The sequence below is a fragment of the Moorena sp. SIOASIH genome, assembly GCF_010671925.1.
Taxonomy (GTDB): Bacteria; Cyanobacteriota; Cyanobacteriia; order Cyanobacteriales; family Coleofasciculaceae; genus Moorena.
This window is the reverse complement of record NZ_JAAHIH010000006.1, coordinates 541,509-561,264: the sequence shown is the minus strand read 5'-3', so window position 1 is coordinate 561,264 and position 19,756 is coordinate 541,509. Positions and strand designations below refer to the sequence as shown.

Genomic DNA, 19,756 nt, shown 5'->3' with positions numbered 1-19,756 from the left:
GTCAAACTAGCTAAGTTTCTGTGTGATTGGGGTGTAGACTTTGCATTGCGTCAAAAAAAGACTACGTGTATACAAGATGATGAACAAGTTTATCGGGCGCTCAAAGACTTAGGAATTAAACCGGTAATGAAGGAATTTTATCAAAATATATTATGCTCTAAAAACCATAAATTATGAAAATTAAACCTGGCTGCCTATTGGAAACGTAAATATCGAGGTAAAGGTTCTCGACAACCTTGGTATATCTTGACCAGTCTGACCAAAATTAAAATGGTTTTATCATTGTCTTGATGCAGTCGCTCATGGGGGAAACCACGGCAGTTGCTCATGGGGGGAACCACGGCAGTCGCTCATGGCGCATGGGTCTGTGTGCGGAACCTGCGTCCGCACCGCTGTTTGCCCCGTGGAAACCACGGCAGTCGCTCATGGGGGAAACCCCCAAGACCGCGCTGCCTCCCCAAGACCGCGCTGCCTCCCCAAGACCGCACTGCCTCCCCAAGACCGCGCTGCATCGCTTTATGCCGCGCGGTGGGGTATTGAAACTATGTTCAAAGATTACAAGACAGGTGGCTATAATCTAGAAAAAACAAGAGTAAACGAACGACGTTTAATAGCGATAGTTTTACTTATTGCTATTGCTTATACACTAGCCACTTTTCAGGGATAATATTTTCAAAATATGAAAGTAACTGACTATATTTGTTGTCCCACTGAAGAGAAACGTTTTGTTAAACGGCACAGTGATTTTTGGATAGTACTCTATGGCTGTATATGGGTTCAATCTATGGAAATTTGGTCATATTTAGCGACTCAACTGATGAATATTAGTAAGCATTCAGGTGATGGGGTTGACAAAAAGGGAAGGATGAGTAGTAGTGTAGAACCATGGAAATCAAACCGCCAGCTATCCCAAATAGCTTTGAAGCTCTGGAACTGCTGCCCCAATCAGTTCTGGTGGAGCTGGTGCTGCAACTGCGTTCCTTGTGATTGAACAACTGATTGGGGAGGTGGAACGCCTCAAAAGTCTGTTGAACAAAGACAGCCAGACTTCATCAAAACCCCCATCAAGTGATTTAATCAGAAGGTCAAAAGATAAACCGTCGAAGGAATCAGATTCGCAGAAACGAAAACCAGGAGGACAACCAGGACACAAAGGGAAAACCCGAAAAGGTTTTGGGCGGGTTGACCGATATGTAGTAGTCGAACCTCAAAGAAGTCCTTTCTGTAAGGGAAATCAGTGGGAAAGTAGGGATTGCTCAACCCGAAGCTATGTGGTGGCTCAACTGGTAGAGCATCCGATCGAAATTGTAGAGTACCAGCATCAGGCAAGGATATGTGATCACTGTGGGACTCTGGTTGGGGGAGAGTTACCCGAGAATGTCATTGCAGGACAAGACTTGTCAGCTAACTTGCAGGCAATGCTGGTTTGGTTGGGACACTACGGTCATTTGTCTTATCAAAAGCAACAGGAATGGTTGCAAGAGTTTGGAAACATCGAGGTAAGTTTAGGAACTTTAGAAGCCACCACCCGGCGAGTCGCCTCTGCCGTTACTCCACAAGTGAGTGAATTAAAACAGTGGGTCAAAAATCAACATATTGTCCACGTTGACGAGTCTCCATGGTTGGTCAATGGGGTGAAAGAATGGATGTGGGTGCAAACAGGATACGGATATAGTTTGTTTCATGCCGGGGACACTCGTTCAAGAGCCGAACTTGAATATCTACGTAGGTCTTGTTTTGCAGGAGTCCTCAGTTCCGACGAATAAGCGCGTCTACAACGGTTATCAAGTTGCAGCTCAACAAAAGTGTCTGGCTCATCTACGACGACATTTTCAGCAAGTCGCTCGTCTGAAACAGCCTCACCAACTTCGCTTGGGTCAAGCCTTTATTGAGTTGATTGATGAAGCCTTTGCCCAACACCGTCAGTGGCGTGAGACTGGTGAGGCATCAGTTTATGCTTCTTGGGCTGAGTCTTTCAAGGGGCGAGTAACTGAGGCAATTGAGAGCTGGAGTTCAAGAGCTGCAAATCGCTGCGGGGTTGTTGCTCAAGTCTTTGAGGCACAAGTCCGAGCAATGGTGGTATTTCCTAGACTACCCACAAGTCCCACCCGATAATAATCGGGCAGAGCGCTCTTTGCGTTTGGCAGTGACTAAGCGTAAAGTCGCAGGGGGGTCTCGCTCCTGGAATGGGTTTGAGCGTTCAGCAACAATATTGACGTGTGATTCAATCTTGTCGTGCTCAAGGGCGTAATACCATAAAGTTCCTGAGTCAGGCTGTGTCCTTAGCAGTCAGGCAGCGTTCTCACGAATTGTCTCTGATTCCGCTTTTGAAGTGAGTGGGGTGACTTTGTCAATCCCTACACCTGAATGCTTACGAATATTAAACCTCACAAAAGCCTTTATTATCACAAGGAAATTAAGGCGCTATCCCTTATACAGTCTAGCTTATAGCTATCTTGTTTCCCCTTGATATTCTCGTCATATAAGTTTTTTTACGTATATGATTAATATCATCAATAAATAGTTGATAAACAATAGAGTTATCAGTCGAATACCAAAAGCTATGCCAACATTTGATTTGATTCCAAAGCTTTTTAAAAGTTTCAGAACTACGATCACCAATTATAAATGTTAAAATCCCGGGATAGTGCTTGTTAGCGGCTGTCCTTTGAAGTTACCGTAAGAGAGGATCGCCTTTATAGCGACAGGTTATGGGTAATAATTTTAAGTTATATGAAATAAGGCGACCCTCTCTAAGGAGTCATGTAAAAATAACTTTAACAATCTAGTCCCGAGAAAGAGGCTTAATTACATAGTTCCATTCTCCATGAAAAGAGTTTCGCTCAATGGCAATGGCATTAATTTCTTGGTCTGTCACTTTGATCCCTGTTGGATAGGGATTCTCATCTAAGCGTGCTTCAACTTTTAACCCTTGTTTTGTGGTAGTATTGCGGATTAAATTAATCACGACCTCATGGCTTGTTAAGGGTCTACCTCGCCAATTCTGGGTAATATGACAAAATAAACGATGCTCAATTTTATTCCATTTACTTGTACCAGGAGGAAAATGACTTACATAAATGGTTCTTTCTATCTCTGTGGCTAATTCTTGTAGCTTCAATTTCCAACTGCTACAACGATAACCATTACTTCCGCCACAATCCGCTGTAATCATTAGCTTTTGGCTGTTGGGATAAAGTTGTTGTCCCATGGAATACCACCAATGACGAATTGAGAAGACAGCAAATTCAGCGGTGTCATGGTCAATACCAACATTTACCCAGCCTTGATTATAGGTTTTGTCATAAACTCCGTAAGGAATGACTTTTCATAATTCCGGGTCTACAAAATCATGTATTTTTACTTCTTGGGGATGTTGCTTTTCACACCACTCCCTTCCTGGGTTTTTCAAGTCGCCAATTAATTAATTATTTTTTCGGCGTTCCATGATTATGGGATAATTTATAATTAATAAAAAAGTTAATATGCGCGCACTATCCTGAAATAAATGAGTATAAATTGCCCGAAATATCAGTATAATAGTATTATAAAAATGGTCAGATAAGGGGTAAACAAAATTATCAATGTAAGAGATGTGGTCGCCAATTTATTGAGTATTATTAAAAATTAGGTTATTATAAAAAAGTTAAATAATACTGTTTAAATATGTATCTAAATGGGAATGGTTTTAGGGCTATTGAAAGGATTACTAAAGTCAATCATAATACAGTAATTCGTTGGGTGAAGCAGATTGGTAATCAGCTACATGATTATCATAAAAATTACAAAACACCACAAGTAGATCAACTAGATAAACTGCAAACATTTATAGCAAAAAAAAACTAAAATTTGGGTCTGGACAGCTTTAAACAAGGATTACTCGGAGATTTTAGAATATGTAATAGGAGACCGCAGTGCCAAAACTTTTAAAAAATTATGGTAAAAAATTAGGGAGCATCCCATTTTGGAAAAAAGAAAGGAATAGGTACTGATTTAATTCGCGATTTATAATCGCGAATTAAATCAGTAGAGAGCTGGAATACATGTACCCTGGCATAATAGAGAGGTAGATGTTCATACCCTTTGATCATGACCAGAGCCGAACGGGAAGAACTGGAAGCTTGTTTAAAACGAGCCAGTGAGATCCTTTATAACAATACTGACACGGATAGTTTGGAAAACCTAGCAGATATCGAAATTGCAGTTAGAGAGCAGGTTCTAGAACACGTCAGTCCCAAAATTGCCCTTTTTTTATCACCAAAAAGACCCAAACCCGACGAGGAAAAATCCGAACCCTAAAAAGCTGCTTGGGAAAACTGAAGATTACGAAAAAACAAGCAGATGCTTTAGGGATAGAAGCCTATACACGCCATAGTCCTCTGCTGGAAAAATGCTGTCTCCTCTTAAGTGCCAATGAATCTTATCAAAATGCAGAGAGTGACTTGTATCTGTTAACTGGGCTAAAAGTCGGTCACTCCACTCATCATTGGCCAAAGGCCACGCTACGGGAACGCAAAGTGAACCAAATTGACCTACCACTTCCTGATCTAAAACTTGGGTTATCCGAGATAAGTGTTGATGGGGGGAAAATTCGTCTGAGGACAAAAGCTTGCTTGAGAACCGACTTTTTGGCAAGAATACAAAACAGCCCGTTTACAAGGGATTTATTACGGAGCCTTCTTTCAAGATCACCTATCTTTAACGGATTGGATAAATAGTCAAACATTAACCTCGCCCTTGTACTGCTTAGGAGATGGACATGATGGAATCTGGAACATATTTGCTGAAATTGGAGAGACTAAGGATAGGATTGAAATCTTGGACTGGTATCACCTAACCGAAAACCTGCATAAAATAGAAACGAAAAAATCCATCAAAGAACAGTTAGAGGCTTACTTGTGGATGGGACAGGTATCCGAGGCTCGGAAGTTGTTGAAGTCGGTTCAGCCCGTGGGAGGAACGAACTTTCTTAGCTATCTTAACAAGCACCGTCAAAGGTTAATCAATTATCAATGGTTTCAACGGGAACAAATTTGTTCAATTGGCAGCGGAGCTGTGGAATCAGCCGTCAAACAAATAAGCCACCGTGTTAAACTAACTGGAGCCCAGTGGCTAAGAGAAAATGTGGCTAATATCTTACAACTTCGTTGTGCTTATTTGAACGGTCAGCTAGCTATTTAAGCACTTAAAAATCCTTGGGGGTCCAATTCGCGAGTTATAATCGCGAATATATTTTGATGGAGATTTAGATAAATGGGCAGAAGAGTTTCCAGTAAGTCACCACAAGATAAACTAGAGAGAATAACTCGTTTACAGACGGCAATTGCTAGTCTCGAAACCTACAAAAATTTCTTCGAGGGTCAAGGAGAACTCGCCCCGTCAGGTGTCTGGGTAGCGCGTTATCAAGTTCGACAGCCCCAAAAAGCCTACTGGTATTACAAATTACAAGCCAGTTCACCCTCCTTCACAACCACAGGTAAAGCGCCCAAGTTAAGTAAATATAAGCATTTGGGGAAGGCTGGAAGTGAAGCCCATGTTGCCGGGGTGATGGCTGTAGCCAGAAGAACCATAGTTTCCGAATTACAAAAAACGATTGATTCTCTTAAAAATAGCTTATTAGATATTTCTTTCGACTCCGAGCAAGAAGATATCTAAGTCGGGATATTATTCGCGATTATTAATTGCGAATAAGTTTTCTCTTTTTTCCAAAATGGGATGCTCCCAAAAATTAAGCATTGGAATTGCTATTTTTGGATTACAGATGGATATAAAGTTTACCCTCAATTTATTCCAGATGGAGACCAGATCGTTAGTAAAACATCAATGACAAGGGTCGAAGGAGAGAATAGTCGTTTGCGTCATTATCTAGCGCGATTACATCGTCAAACTTTTTGTTATTATAAGTAAAAATAAATGTTAGATTTGTCAATAAAGATCCTGATTTACTATCTCAAAAACCAAAATATTTCTCAATTAATTTCAGTTTAACATTTGGGTTTGATTCTGAAGCGATCGCTATCGAAAAAAACTCTAAATCATCCCACAGTAATGCAACGCCCTTTTTTCTTGGTATCTACAGAAATTACTGGCTCTTTCTGTAACTGGAACTCTTTAACTTGGTTGGCAATGTGTAAAAACTGCTGATCTCGATCAGGGTGAGATGAGCCGTCACGAGTTTTCCGATTGGCTTGTAAACTGTAACCAAGATTTAACAGCAAATTGTAAACACTTTTGGGGCTAATTCTATGTCCACCCGCATTTAAAGCTTCAGCTAGTTTGACTACACTTTTAGAAGTCCATTTAAGAGGTGATACTGGATCTCCTTTTGTCATCGGTTCTATTAATGATTCCAAGTCTGATAATAGCATGGGGTCTTGTTATTCCAGTAGTTTTCTGCCACCCCCACTACTCCTAATTCTACCAGAGTCATTCTCCGTTTTTTCCCCTCTTTGCTCCCTAGTAACCTGATTCCGGCATGAATGGTAGTGCGAGAAAGACCTGTGGCAATAGCCACTAGAGTAATACCCCCCCACCCCAAGCTTCGAGCTTCGGTTGCTGCCCAAATACGACGAGTTTTCTCGTTTAAATAAGGTAATAAGGAATTATACTTTTCTCGAATCTTGTCAATAACCAGATTATTAGGCATTTCAATGTATCCATTGAATCTGGGATGGCGACAGGCAAGCTGAACTCCTTACTGGGTAAGGAGTTCACCCCATAAGCTTCCCAAATATACATGCTGCCGTTGGACAGAGCTTGGACTATGTTATTACGGTTCGGAGCTTCATCAAACCGATGCAGTCCGCCGAGTCGGGTTTCCCCCACTCGACCTTTGCATCAAGACCATGAAAGGAGGGTCAATTTGCCACTGTATCGAGTAGGAGTCATGGGCCAATAAGCCTTATAGAGTAATATGCATGAGGGCTGATGTTACCCCCTGATCAAATTGAATATATTTTCATTATCTCACCAAGAGCAAAAATGTTCAAGTTATTTTTACATAAAGCCTAAGGTTTCGTCCCACACCCAAATTTTTTTTACAAAAGTTTGTAGCTCATCTATTTGAGTTACTTCGGGTATTTCTTCGGTTAAAGATAAATTTGGTAACTCTGAACCAATTTTTTTTACCCAACTTATTATAGTAGTATGGCTAACACCAGTTACTCTTTCTATACCTCTAAATCCCATGCCATTTAGATACATTTTTAGGCAGATCGATTTAATTTTTTCGTCGTAAACACGAGGATTTTTAAATTCTAATAATTGTCGCCCACAGTCGTTACATTTATATCTTTGTTTTCCTCTATGATGACCGTATTTATGAGTTTTGTTACTATGACAATTAGGGCATTGCATGGTTTTCTTTTTATTATACCATTCCTTGGGTGAGCAAGGCCCATTTATCGATACGGCTGACGCTTTTGCCAAACGGATTCGAGGCTATTGGGGAGTGGAGAACAAAGTGCATTATGTCCGTATCGGTGACTCAAGGGGAAGATGCTTCACGGATTCGTACCCCACCTAGGCGTACTTCTTTGGGCACTGGCACGCAACTTTGCCTCTGAATTTAGATCGGGACAATGGTTTTCAAAATATGGCTCAAGCCCAGGGTCGGGCTGGTTAATGCCTTAACACACTCAAAGACCTATTTAGAATGAAATAGCCCTGGCTTTTTAGCCAATAGTTAACAGATTAGATAAATACCTAAAAAAGCATAACAAATAATAATCGATTATAACTAATATCAACGTAATCAATCAAACTAATTATTAAAAAATCTTTTGATTTATAATTTTTGTCTCCATGGGCTGACAGGGGGACATAAAGCTTATAATGTAGACAGTGCTAACTGTATAGCCCGCTCACCCTTCTTGTAATAGTTGAGCCAACGACGGTTAATTTGCAAAAGTTCGTCCACTATTTGTTGACACAATCCCCTTAAGCGAAGCCACGAATGCTGATGTTGGCCAACATAAAAAGCAGACGGTGCGCTTTCCAATGGGCGAGTAAATCGCCCTTGGGTCGCACCGCTATGTCGCCTTTGTCCACTTGATTGAGTTTCAGGCCTGACTACATATTTTTGAATTCCCATCTGCTTAATGTGTCGCCCTTGAATCATGGCACTGGTATAGGCAATCGCCACAACAATCATCAATTTTGAGAGATGCTCACCTGTGAGCTTAGACCCTTCAAGACTATAGCCTCCCGACTTGAAATCTCTAAACATTGTCTTGATGCAGTCGCTCATGGGGGAAACCACGGCAGTCGCTCATGGGGGGAACCCCCAAGACCGCGCTGCCTCCCCAAGACCGCGCTGCATCGCTTCCTCAATTGAAAATCGTCTTTGGTAGGCCACAATAGCTGTATCTACATCATCAAAGTTAGTCAAAATATACCAGGGTTCTTTCGTATTAAATTCCTGGTACTTTCCCTTCCACTTCCCGGCTATATAAATGTCCCAAATCCTTTTTTTTTGGTCACCTGACAGTCTTTAATAAACAGCTTTACTCCTGGCTTAAGACCATAGTCTTTCAACTTTTGTTCCATCTCAGTATCGTGACAAACAAGCGTGTTAGATTTCTGTCTCAAACAGAAGTATGCACCCTCTAATCTCAGCCAGTTGCCCAGTTTGGGTGAACAAAATTCCCGTTCGCGAAGCGTGACCAAAGGTCAATCCCCTAACACTACCACTCTATAGTTGGATAGTAAGCCAAAACTTTTACTCAAAACAGCTGTTTGCTCATCAAAATTACTGCTGCCTTTTTTATCCAATAATTCCCAGTAAATCGGCCAGGAGCGATGATCATAGATGACGCTAACCATCAAGATATTAATCACACCCCAGCTGGTGCGGTCTATCGCCAAATATATTTTATCATTCGGCTTAAACATCTCTTATAGCAGAGCACTTACACAGGGAAACCAGATGGAAACTATATTAAACTTTTTGAGCCGAAAAAACCGACGTAATTTTTTTCGACGACTCTCAAACAAAATAGGTAACGGCAGCGCTTGAGCTAACACTTCTAGTTTGACCTGTCGGAGTAGTTGTAGGCTGGCAACGACTAAGGTCACTAACAAATACCTGTTGTGATGCAGCTGATTTTGTAGGATTTTTTGGTATAGTTTCGCTATCATTTTTGGTAGGTAGGTCAGGCTTACTATATTTGACCTATCTTTTTTTTTATTGTTCTGCTGTATCCCTTGCTACATAAGGGCTATAATCCCTAGGTCCCCCCGTCAGCTCCATGGGTAACTAATTTTTATGTCTGCTTCTTTTTGTGACAACTTAGGTGGTTTGACTGGAGGAAGATATATTTACCGATTGCTAACGCCTTTTTTCAAGAAAGAACATTATCCCACTGTCAATCCTTAGCTATAGACCTTAGGCATACACAGTTTGGTTAATTTTTAAATGCAGAATAGATAGTAAGCAAGAGAATGCGATCGCAAATCCCTTGGAACACAACTAACCCTGACCATCAAGTAATCGTCACAAAAACGGAGATAATGCTTTGGTAGTGTGGCAGACTGGAAAACCTCTCGGGCTGTTCAATCCCAATCTAAGCTAAGGTCAAAAAACAATAGTTTTACCCTAATTGAGCCCACTTCCTGATACTAGAGCATCGGCTCAGTAATAGAATTTAACCGATTAACCCGATATCGTGTGCAAAAGCCGGTCTACCATCTCCCGATCTCCCAGTCTCCCCATCTCCCCATCTCCCGATCTCCCGATCAGCCCCTATTCACAATTGAAATGTGTGAGAGATTATTCTAGGGGTTATGCGATGAAGCGTTCGCGTAGCGTGGCCAAAGGCCTCAGCTTCCGCTAAAAGCGATCGCATCTAGTCACTTTTCTCCTTGCAACAGAAAATTGCCAATATGAGGATACTGTGAAGCCATTGCCCACTATAATAAAGTCTTGTTAAAGAGCAACTCCTATAAAAAATGGCAATTTGAGGCTCAATCCTGATTTAGATATGCAAACCGGGAATATTCCTTTGCTAAACCCAATAGCAAGCCATTATCCTGCCATTGGTTGCTAAATTGAGCAAGAGAAGTAGTTCTGCTAAGACTAAAAATCAACTGTAAAATCTATGCCAAGTTTTCGTTATATATTAGCTGTGGGTGTGGGGACGGCAATTGCCTTGAGCGGCATGGAATCCGGAGCCTCAGAAGATTTACCATCACTTACTAAGCCTCAGAGTAACTCAGTAGCTACACCTAACCAAGAATCCCTAACAGAAGCAGCCCCAAACCCGGAGGTAGGGGAGCTAGTGGTAGAAGTCATGGATAACACTACCCCAGCTTCCAATCAACCAGAGCAACAGGAGTCTATTCCCTCTGTAGATTCCTCACCCTCACAAGCAGAATTAGTCCAAGAAATTATTGATCAAACCATCCTGCCTACTGACCAGCCAAAGCAGGAGGAGTCGATTCCTGCGGTGGCTGAACTCCTAGCAGCGCCAACTAATCAGCCAAAGCAGGAGGAGTCGATTCCTGCGGTGGCTGAGCTAGCAGCGCCATCGGAATCCGTAGAAGTTGGTGAGGATACGGTGGTTCAATCTGCTACAGGGGAAAACCCTGAGTTAATGTCACAAACCTCTGGAACGTCACAAACCGCTGGAACCTCAGCGCCAGAGTTTCTTGATCCTGACCCCAATCCTTTATCATTTCCTACCCAAAGCCAGGAAGTCCAGATAGATATCACACAGCCCATTACCCTGCAACAGACCATAGAACTGGCAAAGCGTAATAATCAGGAATTACAGCAAGCACAACTGACCTTGGAACGTAGTCAGTTCGTTCTCCAAGAAGCCTTAACCGCTTGGTACCCCACTTTGACAACAACTGCGCAAATTCAATATGCACAAAGTGCAGGAGACCAGATAAGTGGTCAGGCACAACGTGACCAGATTCGCGAACAGCGTGAAGCTAACGGTCTAGAGCCTCTGCCACCAGAACTTCTGCCTCCAAATCCCGGGGCGTCAGGAAGTTTGACTGCAGACCTAACCTTAAATTATAACCTATACACTAGTGGGCAAAGACCAGCACAAGTCCGGCTAGCGGAGGAACAGCTAAAGTTGCAGCAGCTGGAGGTAGAACGCCTGTCTGAAGAGATCCGACTTCAGGTCACCCTTGCCTATTACAATTTACAAGAGAATGATGCTCTAGTTGAGATTTCCCAAGCGGCAGTCACCGAGTCCGCTCAGATTCTAAGGGATACGGAGTTACTAGAACAAGCTGGCTTAGGCACCCGATTTGAGGTCTTGCAACAACAGGTTGTGCTAGCCAATGACTCTCAAGGGTTGACCAACGCTCTGAGTGACCAACGTATTGCCCGACGACAGCTGGCGGAGTTATTAAACTTATCTCAATCCGCAGAAATTACTGCAGCAGATCCCATCGAAATTGCTGGAAGTTGGGATTTATCTCTAGAACAGAGCCTGATCCTGTCTTATAAAAACCGATCTGAGTTGGAACAGCAACTGGTGCAACGACAGATCAACAAGGAACAGCGCACCATTGCTCTGGCTGCAGTCAGGCCTCAGGTGAGTGTATTTGGTCAAATCAACCTATTGGATAACTTCAATGATACTTTTAGTTCTGCTGATGGTTACTCGGTAGGGGCACAATTGCAGTGGAATTTCTTTGATGGCGGAGCAGCGATGGCCAGAGCAAGACAGGAAGATATTGATGTTGCTTTAGCTGAAAGCAGTTTTGCGAACCAACGGGATCAAATACGCTTTGAGATCGAACAAGCTTATTCTCAATTAAACTCCAATGAAGAGAGTATTGAAACGGCATCCTTTGCCCTAGAAGTAGCAGAAGAGAGCCTCCGGCTAGCTCGGTTACGATTTCAGGCAGGAGTTGGTACCCAAACCGACGTAATTAACCAGCAAACCGCCCTTACCCGGGCTAGGATTAACCAACTTACTGCAATTCTGGGCTATAACCGCGCTCTGGCCAACCTGCAACGGGCAGTGAGTAATCTACCAGACAGTAAAGTTAGTGATATTCCCTAGTATTCCATCAAAATTGAATTAAGGGGTAAACTAGACTTGTCCTAATTAGGCACTAGGTATTAGGCACTAGGTATTAAGCACTAGGTATTAGACCCTAGGTATTAGACTCTAGGTATTAGGCGTTAAGGAGTAACCTCTAAAAAATATGTAATATAGCACTACCCATTAAGGTGTTTGACATTGATACAAGCTGGAAAGCTGTTATAGTCAACTTTTGCCTTTTGCCTTTTGCCTTTTGCCTTTTGCCTTTTGCCTTTTGCCTTGCGCGTAGCGCTATACCATTAACCTTGCCCTAACCCTCAAAACTAAATAGACAGATTACCTCATATGGTTTACAGTTAATGGTTCATGGTTAAGTTTGCCATGAACCATTCACCAGGGATGCTTATTTTTTTAACATTCCTTAATAAGATAGAAATACATATGAGAAAATAAGATCAGACTTGGGACAAATCATGGCTAATATCAAATTTGTCAAGGAAGACCAAGAGGTCATTGCTGCCAATGGAGCGAACTTACGAGAGAAAATGCTGCAAAATCGCATAGATCTCTACACATTTCGGGGAAAGCTGGTGAACTGTGGCGGTTATGGTCAATGTGGTACCTGTATTGTGGAAATTGTGGCAGGGATAGAAAATCTATCCCCTAGAACTGAGGTAGAAAATCGGAAACTCAAGAAAAAGCCTGATACTTACCGATTAGCCTGTCAAGTCTTGGTGAATGGACCTGTGAGTGTGAAAACTAAACCAACCCTTAAGAGCAAATCCCCATCTGCTGCCATCTAACCATAGCAAGGGATTTTAAGGGCTAGCTGGCGAGGGATTGTAACCTAAATTCCCCCTCCTTGTATAGAGATATAGAAATATAGAGGTGTACTTAGGGTTTATAGCATTTATCAAATGGGTGAGGTGCTTTTGTCCTGGGTTTGTTCGTGTAGCGTGGCCCAAAGGCGAGGGAGTAGGGAGTAGGGAATACAGCTAAGACAATTGACTGTACCTCACAAGTATGATCAACGCGCTTATCTAGGATTACCCTGATTTCGTCCTGCCAGGCTTCAATTTCCATGTTCTATTTCGATTCGCCGAAGGCGACGCTTCGTGAACAGCCGTGTTAATGGTATCCTATAGCTGGTGGGTTAAAAACGATTTAGAGGAACTAATAATCATGCAAGTTAACGATCTAGGGTTTGTTGCCAGCATCCTGTTTGTGCTGGTGCCTGCGGTTTTCCTGCTAATTCTTTATATCCAAACCGCGAGCCGTGAAGGCTCAGGAAACTAGTTAGCTGATCTGGTGATAATCCCCACGCCTGTACCAAACGCGCAAGCATTGCTCCTTAGCCAAAGGTCAGGGTGGGATTCTTCCCAGCATGAAAGTCCAAGGAATTTTTTGTATAACCTTGTATAACGTTGTCTAATTAATTCCAATTAAAGAACGGTTAAGTTCACTTCTCCCGCCACTAAAGTAGGCGGGATGATCAGCGATTACCGGATTTACGAGTCTCCCTCCCACCACTAAAGTAAGTGAAATCTCAAGTAGGTGGAAGTTTAAATAATTAGTCATTAACCCTTTGTCATTAAACCTTGATCATGAACCCTTTTTAAGCAACATGTAACCAACAAGAGGTTTACTGGCAATACTAATGGCTAATGACTAATGGCTAATGACTAATGGTTAATAACTGACTACTTCAAGTAGCTGTGCGTGATAACAACACTGGGCAGTTAGCCTTGACTCTGACGTAGTCTGACAAGGAATTCCCCAGTAATCGATCTAAATCTACTAAACTCTTGGCCATAGAAGGGCGACGGTCAGGAGAACCGAGAATCAGCAAGTCGATGTTCTTGTCTTCTGCTAACTCGCAGATTCCTGGTCCGGGCTTACCGCCACTTAGAACACAACGGTAAGAAACACCAAGCCTTTTCGCTTTTGCTGCTGCCTCTGCGAGAACTGGGTCTGCTTCAGCATTGCTCATCACTTGATCAGGTTTGGCTTCGGGAATGACACGAGCTAGATATAGTTGAACATTCTTCATGTCTCGCACTAGGGATAGAGCCAACTCGAAGGAATTTTGAGCAGCATCAGATTTATCCATTGCGACCATAATCCGTCTGATTTGTTTGACGTAGACATCGTCTTTGACCAACAACATCGGGCGGGAGGACAATTGGAACACATATTGGCTAACGGAGTTTTCCAAAATCGCTTCTAGGCGAGTTAGTCCTCTCGAACCCATAATAATCAGGTCGGTTTCTTCTTCGTCTGCCACTTCGCTAACGATATTTTTAGGGTCTCCCTGTTTGAGTCTGGGCGTGATTCGGCTGGGGTCAACCTTTAAGGATTTGACCGCATCTGCTAAAATCTTACCCCCCTCTTCTAACTTAGCTGACATGGCTTCAGCCGTGACTTGAGGAGGCACCACATGTAGGACTGTGACCGATGCCTGTTGTATGGCAGGAATTTCGGCCAACATATTGAACATTTCTTCACACAGTCCCCGACCAGCTACAGATATTAAAATTTTTCTTATCATTGGGCAATTATTGGTGAGTTACTAAATTATGCTTGGTTACTTGACCATTGAGTTGCCAAATTGAGTTGCCAAATTGAGTTACCAAATTTAACAATTAACATGTTTGGTAAATTGTCTGGCACTTACTTGAAACTAAACTCAATGGTATTAAGCTGTGATACATCTAATTGCCACAGCCCGACTCATGATTTTCTGTTAATTGTTAACCACCAACAGTTAACGAACAGAAATCAATTTTAGATATGCCAGTTAAATACCCAGCAACCTATCCGGACCTCAGACAGTTGTCCGGTAGGGGTTGAGGGTTGGACTTTCCCTGGTATATACTGACCAGGATACTGATAATTAGGCTAGAAAATTTTGAAAATTTATTAACGGCGCTCACAAGACAGCACTCCTTGATGAGTCAGGACTATCACGCCTAGCTTCAGTATTAGCTTCAGATCTATTAAGCTAGGTAAGTAGCTTGGAGACCCAAAAGTCGTCAGAGGTATTAGGGCAGCAGGGCCTATAGCGCGTTGTCTTCGTGATACCTCACCCACCCGAACCATGGTAAAAATCAGCGATACGCCGTCATCGCTCGGTGGGGAGGAGTAAACCTAGTCTTCGTCTTCTTCTTCCTTTGTTGGATAAACAAAGGTAGAACGCCCACTCAGGACTGCTTTACCGAGAGAGAGGGCTTTTTGTGCCTCCAGATGTGCTTTGCGCTTCCAGTTAGCTTTACGTTTATCCCGTTTGGATTTTGAGGTTTTCTTCTTAGGAACAGCCATAAGTGTAAATTATTTAAATTGTTAGACAGCTTTTCTATCTTATCAGAGTGGGAGAGTTTGAGAGGGAAAAGAATACCCCGTCCTCTTAGGTCGAGGATGAATTTTTCCTCTCAAATAGTGTTAATATAAAAAGTAAGGGTCTCACTGGGTATTGACCCTACTCAGCTACCGACCGTGCAGGGGAAAGTTACGCCCAGGTCGATAACAGCCAATTAGGTTGTGCCATAGAATCCCCATTCCTGCGACGGATGGGGAAGTTCAATTCATTGTCTTGTATCTCGGTCTTCTATCTGGTTGTTTGCTGGCGGTGACTCAGGAGCCTGGTTGTTGGCTGGTGGTGGCTCAGGAGCCTGGTTGTTGGCTGGTGGTGGCTCAGGAGCCTGGTTTTCAGGTGGTGGTAGCTCAGGGACCTGGTTGTTTGGTGGCGGTGGCTCAGGACTTGGGGGAGCTGGTTCCAGGGACTGTGGCTGACTTTGAGCAGAAAAATCAGGTTCCTCAACTCGCAGTAGGAACTGGGTATTGGGAAAGTAAGTTGCCCAATACTTGGCATCCGGTCGTCTTTTCCAGGATGGACGGCTGACTTCTAACAACAGGACTGGGGCGATTTCTCCTTGATTTTGCCCTAGAATAGTAATCGCTACCTTTGTAGTCAATATGTCACTATCGAAGCTGCGTTGAGCTGCTGCTCTAGCAACTACTTCAGCACGCCGCATAAAGCCTTGGTAAGTTTCGTCAGGCTCACGATTGAGGGTAACATTAATACGAGCTGTCTTGGCTTCCGCGCTTTGGGGAACAATGGCAACTGTAGTCAGCCAACTAACCCCTACTAAGCCGGGCAATACCAATAGCCGGATTAATTTGGACAACATACTATTATATCCTCTGATTAGGCCAAAAAAGGAAAAGATTCATGATGAAGGAAAATCTTGACAGAAACTAGATTTACAAAAACTACTTCAAGAGCCTTGAAAGGTGGACTAGGTTCGATATTGTTATAATTAATTAATTAATAAAGTGAAGCCGTTAGGTTAAGCTTAACAGGGTTAGATTAGAATTTAAGTGTAAGGGTAAACTACAGCAATAGTAATAAAATTAGGCATATATAGGCATAAAATCTACTAGTTTCAGCCGCTAGGGTATGGGGTAAATGGCAAATTACGCTGGTATAGCAATTGGCATCAACCGCTATCAGTTCTTACAACCTCTAAACTATGGTCAAGCAGACGCTCAAAGACTACAAGGGTTTTTTGTAGACCAAGCTCATCTGCAACCCACTGAGTTTCTTTTATTAACTGATAGTTCACCACCGATTGATGATTTTTTAACCTACCCCAACCGAGAAAATATTTTAAGATGCCTCGACAGGATTCGCCAGAGTCCAGGTTCTCCAGAAAGTTGGCGTTGGTTCTTGTTCAGTGGCTGCGGGGTCAGTTGGGATAAAGTTGACTACCTCATGCCGATTGATGGCAATCCAGATGATATTCCAGGAACAGGTATACCAATAGAATGCCTGTTTTCTTCTCTCAAGACTATGGGGGGCAATAAAATCCTGGTATTGTTAGACATAAACCGCTCACCGGGAATGCCATCTGGTGAACCAGTTGGTGCTGAAACAGTGGAATTAGCCTACAAAATGGATATTTCCCTGATACTTTCTAGTCAACTCAACCAGTTTTCTCACGAAGCTGCCGCTCTAGGGAATGGCTTATTCACCTCAGCACTTCTAGAAGCACTGGGTTACTATCATACTGAGATTACCCTTGAGAATCTTGACGAGTATCTCAGGGAGCGCCTACCGGAGTTGAGCCAACACCATTGGCGACCAGTTCAGATTCCTCTGACGGTGATTCCTTTACAGGAGTATCGACAACAACAAATTTGGCCTGAAGGGGCAAGCTCACCACCAGAAAATCAATGGGCTGACCCGAGCACTGACTCAGAAGCTACCAAGGTAGTTCTTTCTAAAGATGAAAAGAATCTTGAGAGTGAATTTGCCAAAAAACCTTTATCGGTGGTAAAGCTTAATCAAAATAGCTCTTTACCCACTAACACTGACAGCTCAAACCAGGAGTCATCTAACTCAGTAGCTTTAGTTTCTTATTCAGACAGCCAGCCTCAAACTGATACAGAAGAGTTATCGTCATGGCGAGAATGGTTGTTTTGGGGTAGTGGTATAGCTTTGTTGTTAGGACTAGTAAGCCTAACTGTTGTCCGTAACCAGGAAGGCTTAATTAGTCAACAGATGATTAAAAACACACAGACGACCACATTAACTACCAAATTACCAGAAACTACCAAGGTCAGGAACTCCCCAGTAACATTACCTACAGCGTCAACATCCCAGGCAACTCCAGCTCCCTTGCCAAATTCCAAGAGTAAATCCCTGGAAACTAAGGCACAGAAATCGGGGGAACCGAGTCGGATTAAGGCGAATCAAGCAGCTTTGGACCAGGCAAGACAGTTAGTTGAACCGAAGCAGGCATCTGTGTATAGTGATGCGATCGCAATTGCCCGTCAGGTGAAACCTGGGGATCCTCTTTATGAGCAGACACAACAATATATCACTCGTTGGAGTCATTCAATTCTGGCTCTAGCCAAGAAACGGGCAAAAAAAAGTGATTTTGAAGGAGCGATCGCAGCTGCCCAACTAGTTCCTCAAGATCACCCTTCTGTTTATCCTTTGGCTAACAATGCTATTAAACAGTGGCAGATTCTCTCCCAACAGAAGTCGCAGAATCAACAGATTATCCAAACAGCCATCAAACAAGTCCAACGCAATCAAGCATCTAGTTATAATCGTGCGATCGCAACCCTCCGTAAGATTCCACCGGGTCAACCTAAGTATGCCACAGCACAAGCGTTAATTGCTCAAGCTAGCGATAAGATTTATCTGATTGCTAAGTCCCGTGCATCGCGAGGCAAGTTTCTTTCAGCGATTAACACAGCAAAATTAGTTCCAAAAGATACCCCTTACTATGAGGCTGCCCAAGAAGCGATCGCTAGATGGCAGCAAGGTAGACCTTGATAGTGATTTGGGTTGAAGGTTGAAGGTTGGTTGAAGGTTGAAGGTTGAATGTTGCCAGTTACAGGTTGAAGGTTACAGGTTACAGGTTACAGGTTACAGGTTACAGGTTACAGGTTGAAGGTTGAAGGTTGAAGGTTACAGGTTGCCAGTTACAGCGTAAGCATTCAGCCGTCAGCCGTCAGCCGTCAGCCATTCGCGTAGCGTGGCCTTTGGCCAAGGCTAATGGCTGATAGCTGATAGCTGATAGCTGAGTGCTTACGTTACAGGTTGCCAATTATACATCCGGCTTTGAGTTGTTAAGGCTCTAATGTTCAACCTACCCTACACCGGACCCCTAGGGCGAACAACCTAAGAACCTTCAACCTAAGAACCTTCAACCTAAGAACCTTCAACCTAAGAACCTTCAACCTACTAACCTTCAACCTACTAACCTTGAACCTACTAACCTTGAACCTACTAACCTTCAACCTAAGAACCTTCAACCAACTAACCTTATAACTGTAAAAAGTTACTTTCTGGTATAATCTTAAATAACTAAGCCAGAGCGGAGGGCACGGACAGCTGCTTGGGTACGGTCATCCGCACAGAGTTTATTCAAGATATTTCGGACATGAGTTTTGACAGTTCCCACAGTGATATATAACCTTTCGGCAATCACAGCATTGCTGCAACCTTCTACAATCAACTGCAAAACCTCTAATTCCCTTTCCGTTAAAGGATAAGCTTCAATCATTTGATTGTATTCATTGGGAGCAGCATGGATAGCTATCGTTTCACTAGCTTCAGTAGGCTGAGTGTCTTTGCTTGGTTTGATCTGCTCAAGTACAATCCTGGCAATGGCTGGATCAATCCAAGCATTACCTTCATAGGTCACTTTCAGAGCTTCTAGCAATTGATCAAAGGTGATATTTTTCATGCAGTAAGAGTCGGCACCAGCGGCGAAAGCGGCTAGTACGGCTTCTTCATCATCCTGCAAGGTCAGTACCATAATTTTGGTGGGAAAATCATCTTGTTGAGAATCATCCTGTTTAGCTTGAAACTCTTTGAATTGTCTAGTTAATTCAGTTCCATCCATGTCAGGAAGACCAATATCGACAATCCCGATATCTGGTCTAGATTCCGCTAGTAACTTTAGTCCTTCAGTGGCATTGGCCGCTTCGCCCACCAATTCAATTTCACCGCTTTGTTGGAGGGCTGTTCGCAGACCCATCCGAGTCAGATCATGGTCTTCAATGAGAGCCACACGAATTTTACCCATCATTAACGTCTAGGGGGATGAGATTTATAGTTTATTGATTTTTAGAGTAAATTTGTAAAGTTTTGGTAAAAATCATCATGATATCCACCTATTGGTAGTTGTAGATATTTATGACTTTGGGATAGAGTTTCCAAAAGACTATCTCTT

Annotated in this window: 14 protein-coding genes and 6 pseudogenes; 9 read left to right on the top strand and 11 right to left on the bottom strand. The window is 42.8% G+C overall.

Annotated elements, in window-relative coordinates:
• Positions 1-526: 526 nt before the first annotated feature.
• A pseudogene (locus F6J90_RS43885) lies at positions 527-664 on the top strand (IS4 family transposase); the annotation flags it as partial.
• A gap of 221 nt (positions 665-885) precedes the next feature.
• Positions 886-2,336, top strand: a pseudogene (locus F6J90_RS34500) (IS66 family transposase).
• A 449-nt stretch (positions 2,337-2,785) separates the two neighbouring features.
• On the opposite strand, the pseudogene F6J90_RS34495 reads toward F6J90_RS34500, so the two are convergent.
• Positions 2,786-3,424 (bottom strand): annotated as a pseudogene (locus tag F6J90_RS34495) (ISAzo13 family transposase); the annotation flags it as partial.
• A 665-nt stretch (positions 3,425-4,089) separates the two neighbouring features.
• On the opposite strand from F6J90_RS34495, the pseudogene F6J90_RS34490 reads away from it, so the two are divergent.
• The 3 genes and pseudogenes from F6J90_RS34490 to F6J90_RS34480 all read left to right on the top strand — a co-directional run.
• Positions 4,090-5,181 (top strand): annotated as a pseudogene (locus F6J90_RS34490) (ISKra4 family transposase).
• A 72-nt stretch (positions 5,182-5,253) separates the two neighbouring features.
• Positions 5,254-5,655 carry a transposase gene (locus F6J90_RS34485; RefSeq protein WP_293099542.1) on the top strand — a complete coding sequence of 134 codons (402 nt, stop codon included), beginning with the start codon at positions 5,254-5,256 and terminating at the stop codon, positions 5,653-5,655.
• A 72-nt stretch (positions 5,656-5,727) separates the two neighbouring features.
• A pseudogene (locus tag F6J90_RS34480) lies at positions 5,728-5,910 on the top strand (IS1 family transposase); the annotation flags it as partial.
• Between the two features lie 149 nt (positions 5,911-6,059).
• On the opposite strand, the pseudogene F6J90_RS34475 reads toward F6J90_RS34480, so the two are convergent.
• From F6J90_RS34475 to F6J90_RS34455, 5 genes and pseudogenes are all read right to left on the bottom strand, one after another.
• Positions 6,060-6,646, bottom strand: a pseudogene (locus tag F6J90_RS34475) (ISAzo13 family transposase); the annotation flags it as partial.
• A gap of 350 nt (positions 6,647-6,996) precedes the next feature.
• Entirely contained in the window at positions 6,997-7,356 is a 360-nt protein-coding gene (locus tag F6J90_RS34470) for an IS1 family transposase (protein ID WP_293104454.1), read from the bottom strand.
• Between the two features lie 472 nt (positions 7,357-7,828).
• Entirely contained in the window at positions 7,829-8,248 is a 420-nt protein-coding gene (locus F6J90_RS34465; protein ID WP_293104451.1) for a hypothetical protein, read from the bottom strand.
• 422 nt (positions 8,249-8,670) lie between these two features.
• Positions 8,671-8,892, bottom strand: a complete 222-nt coding sequence (locus F6J90_RS34460) for a hypothetical protein (RefSeq protein WP_293104448.1) — start codon at positions 8,890-8,892, stop codon at positions 8,671-8,673.
• 3 nt (positions 8,893-8,895) lie between these two features.
• On the bottom strand, positions 8,896-9,138 hold the full coding sequence (locus F6J90_RS34455) for a hypothetical protein (protein WP_293104446.1): 243 nt from the start codon (positions 9,136-9,138) through the stop codon (positions 8,896-8,898).
• Between the two features lie 959 nt (positions 9,139-10,097).
• Between F6J90_RS34455 and F6J90_RS34450 the strand changes: the two genes are divergently transcribed.
• Together F6J90_RS34450 and F6J90_RS34445 are read left to right on the top strand one after the other, a co-directional pair.
• Positions 10,098-12,026 carry a TolC family protein gene (locus F6J90_RS34450; RefSeq protein ID WP_293104443.1) on the top strand — a complete coding sequence of 643 codons (1,929 nt, stop codon included), beginning with the start codon at positions 10,098-10,100 and terminating at the stop codon, positions 12,024-12,026.
• A 455-nt stretch (positions 12,027-12,481) separates the two neighbouring features.
• Complete coding sequence (locus tag F6J90_RS34445) at positions 12,482-12,811, top strand: 2Fe-2S iron-sulfur cluster-binding protein (protein WP_008191595.1); 330 nt, start codon at positions 12,482-12,484, stop codon at positions 12,809-12,811.
• Between the two features lie 91 nt (positions 12,812-12,902).
• On the opposite strand, the gene F6J90_RS34440 is transcribed toward F6J90_RS34445, so the two are convergent.
• On the bottom strand, positions 12,903-13,091 hold the full coding sequence (locus tag F6J90_RS34440; protein ID WP_293104440.1) for a hypothetical protein: 189 nt from the start codon (positions 13,089-13,091) through the stop codon (positions 12,903-12,905).
• A gap of 99 nt (positions 13,092-13,190) precedes the next feature.
• Here F6J90_RS34440 and psbM point away from each other — a divergent pair, with 99 nt between their 5' ends.
• Entirely contained in the window at positions 13,191-13,304 is a 114-nt protein-coding gene (gene psbM, locus F6J90_RS34435; protein WP_044495836.1) for a photosystem II reaction center protein PsbM, read from the top strand.
• 409 nt (positions 13,305-13,713) lie between these two features.
• On the opposite strand, the gene F6J90_RS34430 is transcribed toward psbM, so the two are convergent.
• From F6J90_RS34430 to F6J90_RS34420, 3 genes are all read right to left on the bottom strand, one after another.
• Complete coding sequence (locus F6J90_RS34430; protein WP_293104437.1) at positions 13,714-14,556, bottom strand: universal stress protein; 843 nt, start codon at positions 14,554-14,556, stop codon at positions 13,714-13,716.
• A gap of 599 nt (positions 14,557-15,155) precedes the next feature.
• Positions 15,156-15,326: a 50S ribosomal protein L32 gene (rpmF, locus tag F6J90_RS34425; RefSeq protein WP_293104434.1), complete on the bottom strand. Its 171-nt coding sequence runs from the start codon at positions 15,324-15,326 to the stop codon at positions 15,156-15,158.
• 263 nt (positions 15,327-15,589) lie between these two features.
• Positions 15,590-16,195, bottom strand: a complete 606-nt coding sequence (locus tag F6J90_RS34420) for a hypothetical protein (protein WP_293104431.1) — start codon at positions 16,193-16,195, stop codon at positions 15,590-15,592.
• A 278-nt stretch (positions 16,196-16,473) separates the two neighbouring features.
• Between F6J90_RS34420 and F6J90_RS34415 the strand changes: the two genes are divergently transcribed.
• On the top strand, positions 16,474-18,351 hold the full coding sequence (locus tag F6J90_RS34415) for a caspase family protein (RefSeq protein ID WP_293104428.1): 1,878 nt from the start codon (positions 16,474-16,476) through the stop codon (positions 18,349-18,351).
• 526 nt (positions 18,352-18,877) lie between these two features.
• On the opposite strand, the gene F6J90_RS34410 is transcribed toward F6J90_RS34415, so the two are convergent.
• On the bottom strand, positions 18,878-19,609 hold the full coding sequence (locus tag F6J90_RS34410; protein WP_293105291.1) for a response regulator transcription factor: 732 nt from the start codon (positions 19,607-19,609) through the stop codon (positions 18,878-18,880).
• Between the last annotated feature and the right edge of the window lie 147 nt (positions 19,610-19,756).

Bases quoted from the DNA above. Each gene is read 5' to 3' on its own strand.
- F6J90_RS34485 (WP_293099542.1), top strand. From the start codon at position 5,254: ATGGGCAGAAGAGTTTCCAGTAAGTCACCACAAGATAAACTAGAGAGA.
- F6J90_RS34470 (WP_293104454.1), bottom strand. From the start codon at position 7,356: ATGCAATGCCCTAATTGTCATAGTAACAAAACTCATAAATACGGTCAT.
- F6J90_RS34465 (WP_293104451.1), bottom strand. From the start codon at position 8,248: ATGAGCGACTGCATCAAGACAATGTTTAGAGATTTCAAGTCGGGAGGC.
- F6J90_RS34460 (WP_293104448.1), bottom strand. From the start codon at position 8,892: ATGTTTAAGCCGAATGATAAAATATATTTGGCGATAGACCGCACCAGC.
- F6J90_RS34455 (WP_293104446.1), bottom strand. From the start codon at position 9,138: ATGATAGCGAAACTATACCAAAAAATCCTACAAAATCAGCTGCATCAC.
- F6J90_RS34450 (WP_293104443.1), top strand. From the start codon at position 10,098: ATGCCAAGTTTTCGTTATATATTAGCTGTGGGTGTGGGGACGGCAATT.
- F6J90_RS34445 (WP_008191595.1), top strand. From the start codon at position 12,482: ATGGCTAATATCAAATTTGTCAAGGAAGACCAAGAGGTCATTGCTGCC.
- F6J90_RS34440 (WP_293104440.1), bottom strand. From the start codon at position 13,091: ATGGAAATTGAAGCCTGGCAGGACGAAATCAGGGTAATCCTAGATAAG.
- psbM (WP_044495836.1), top strand. From the start codon at position 13,191: ATGCAAGTTAACGATCTAGGGTTTGTTGCCAGCATCCTGTTTGTGCTG.
- F6J90_RS34430 (WP_293104437.1), bottom strand. From the start codon at position 14,556: ATGATAAGAAAAATTTTAATATCTGTAGCTGGTCGGGGACTGTGTGAA.
- rpmF (WP_293104434.1), bottom strand. From the start codon at position 15,326: ATGGCTGTTCCTAAGAAGAAAACCTCAAAATCCAAACGGGATAAACGT.
- F6J90_RS34420 (WP_293104431.1), bottom strand. From the start codon at position 16,195: ATGTTGTCCAAATTAATCCGGCTATTGGTATTGCCCGGCTTAGTAGGG.
- F6J90_RS34415 (WP_293104428.1), top strand. From the start codon at position 16,474: ATGGCAAATTACGCTGGTATAGCAATTGGCATCAACCGCTATCAGTTC.
- F6J90_RS34410 (WP_293105291.1), bottom strand. From the start codon at position 19,609: ATGGGTAAAATTCGTGTGGCTCTCATTGAAGACCATGATCTGACTCGG.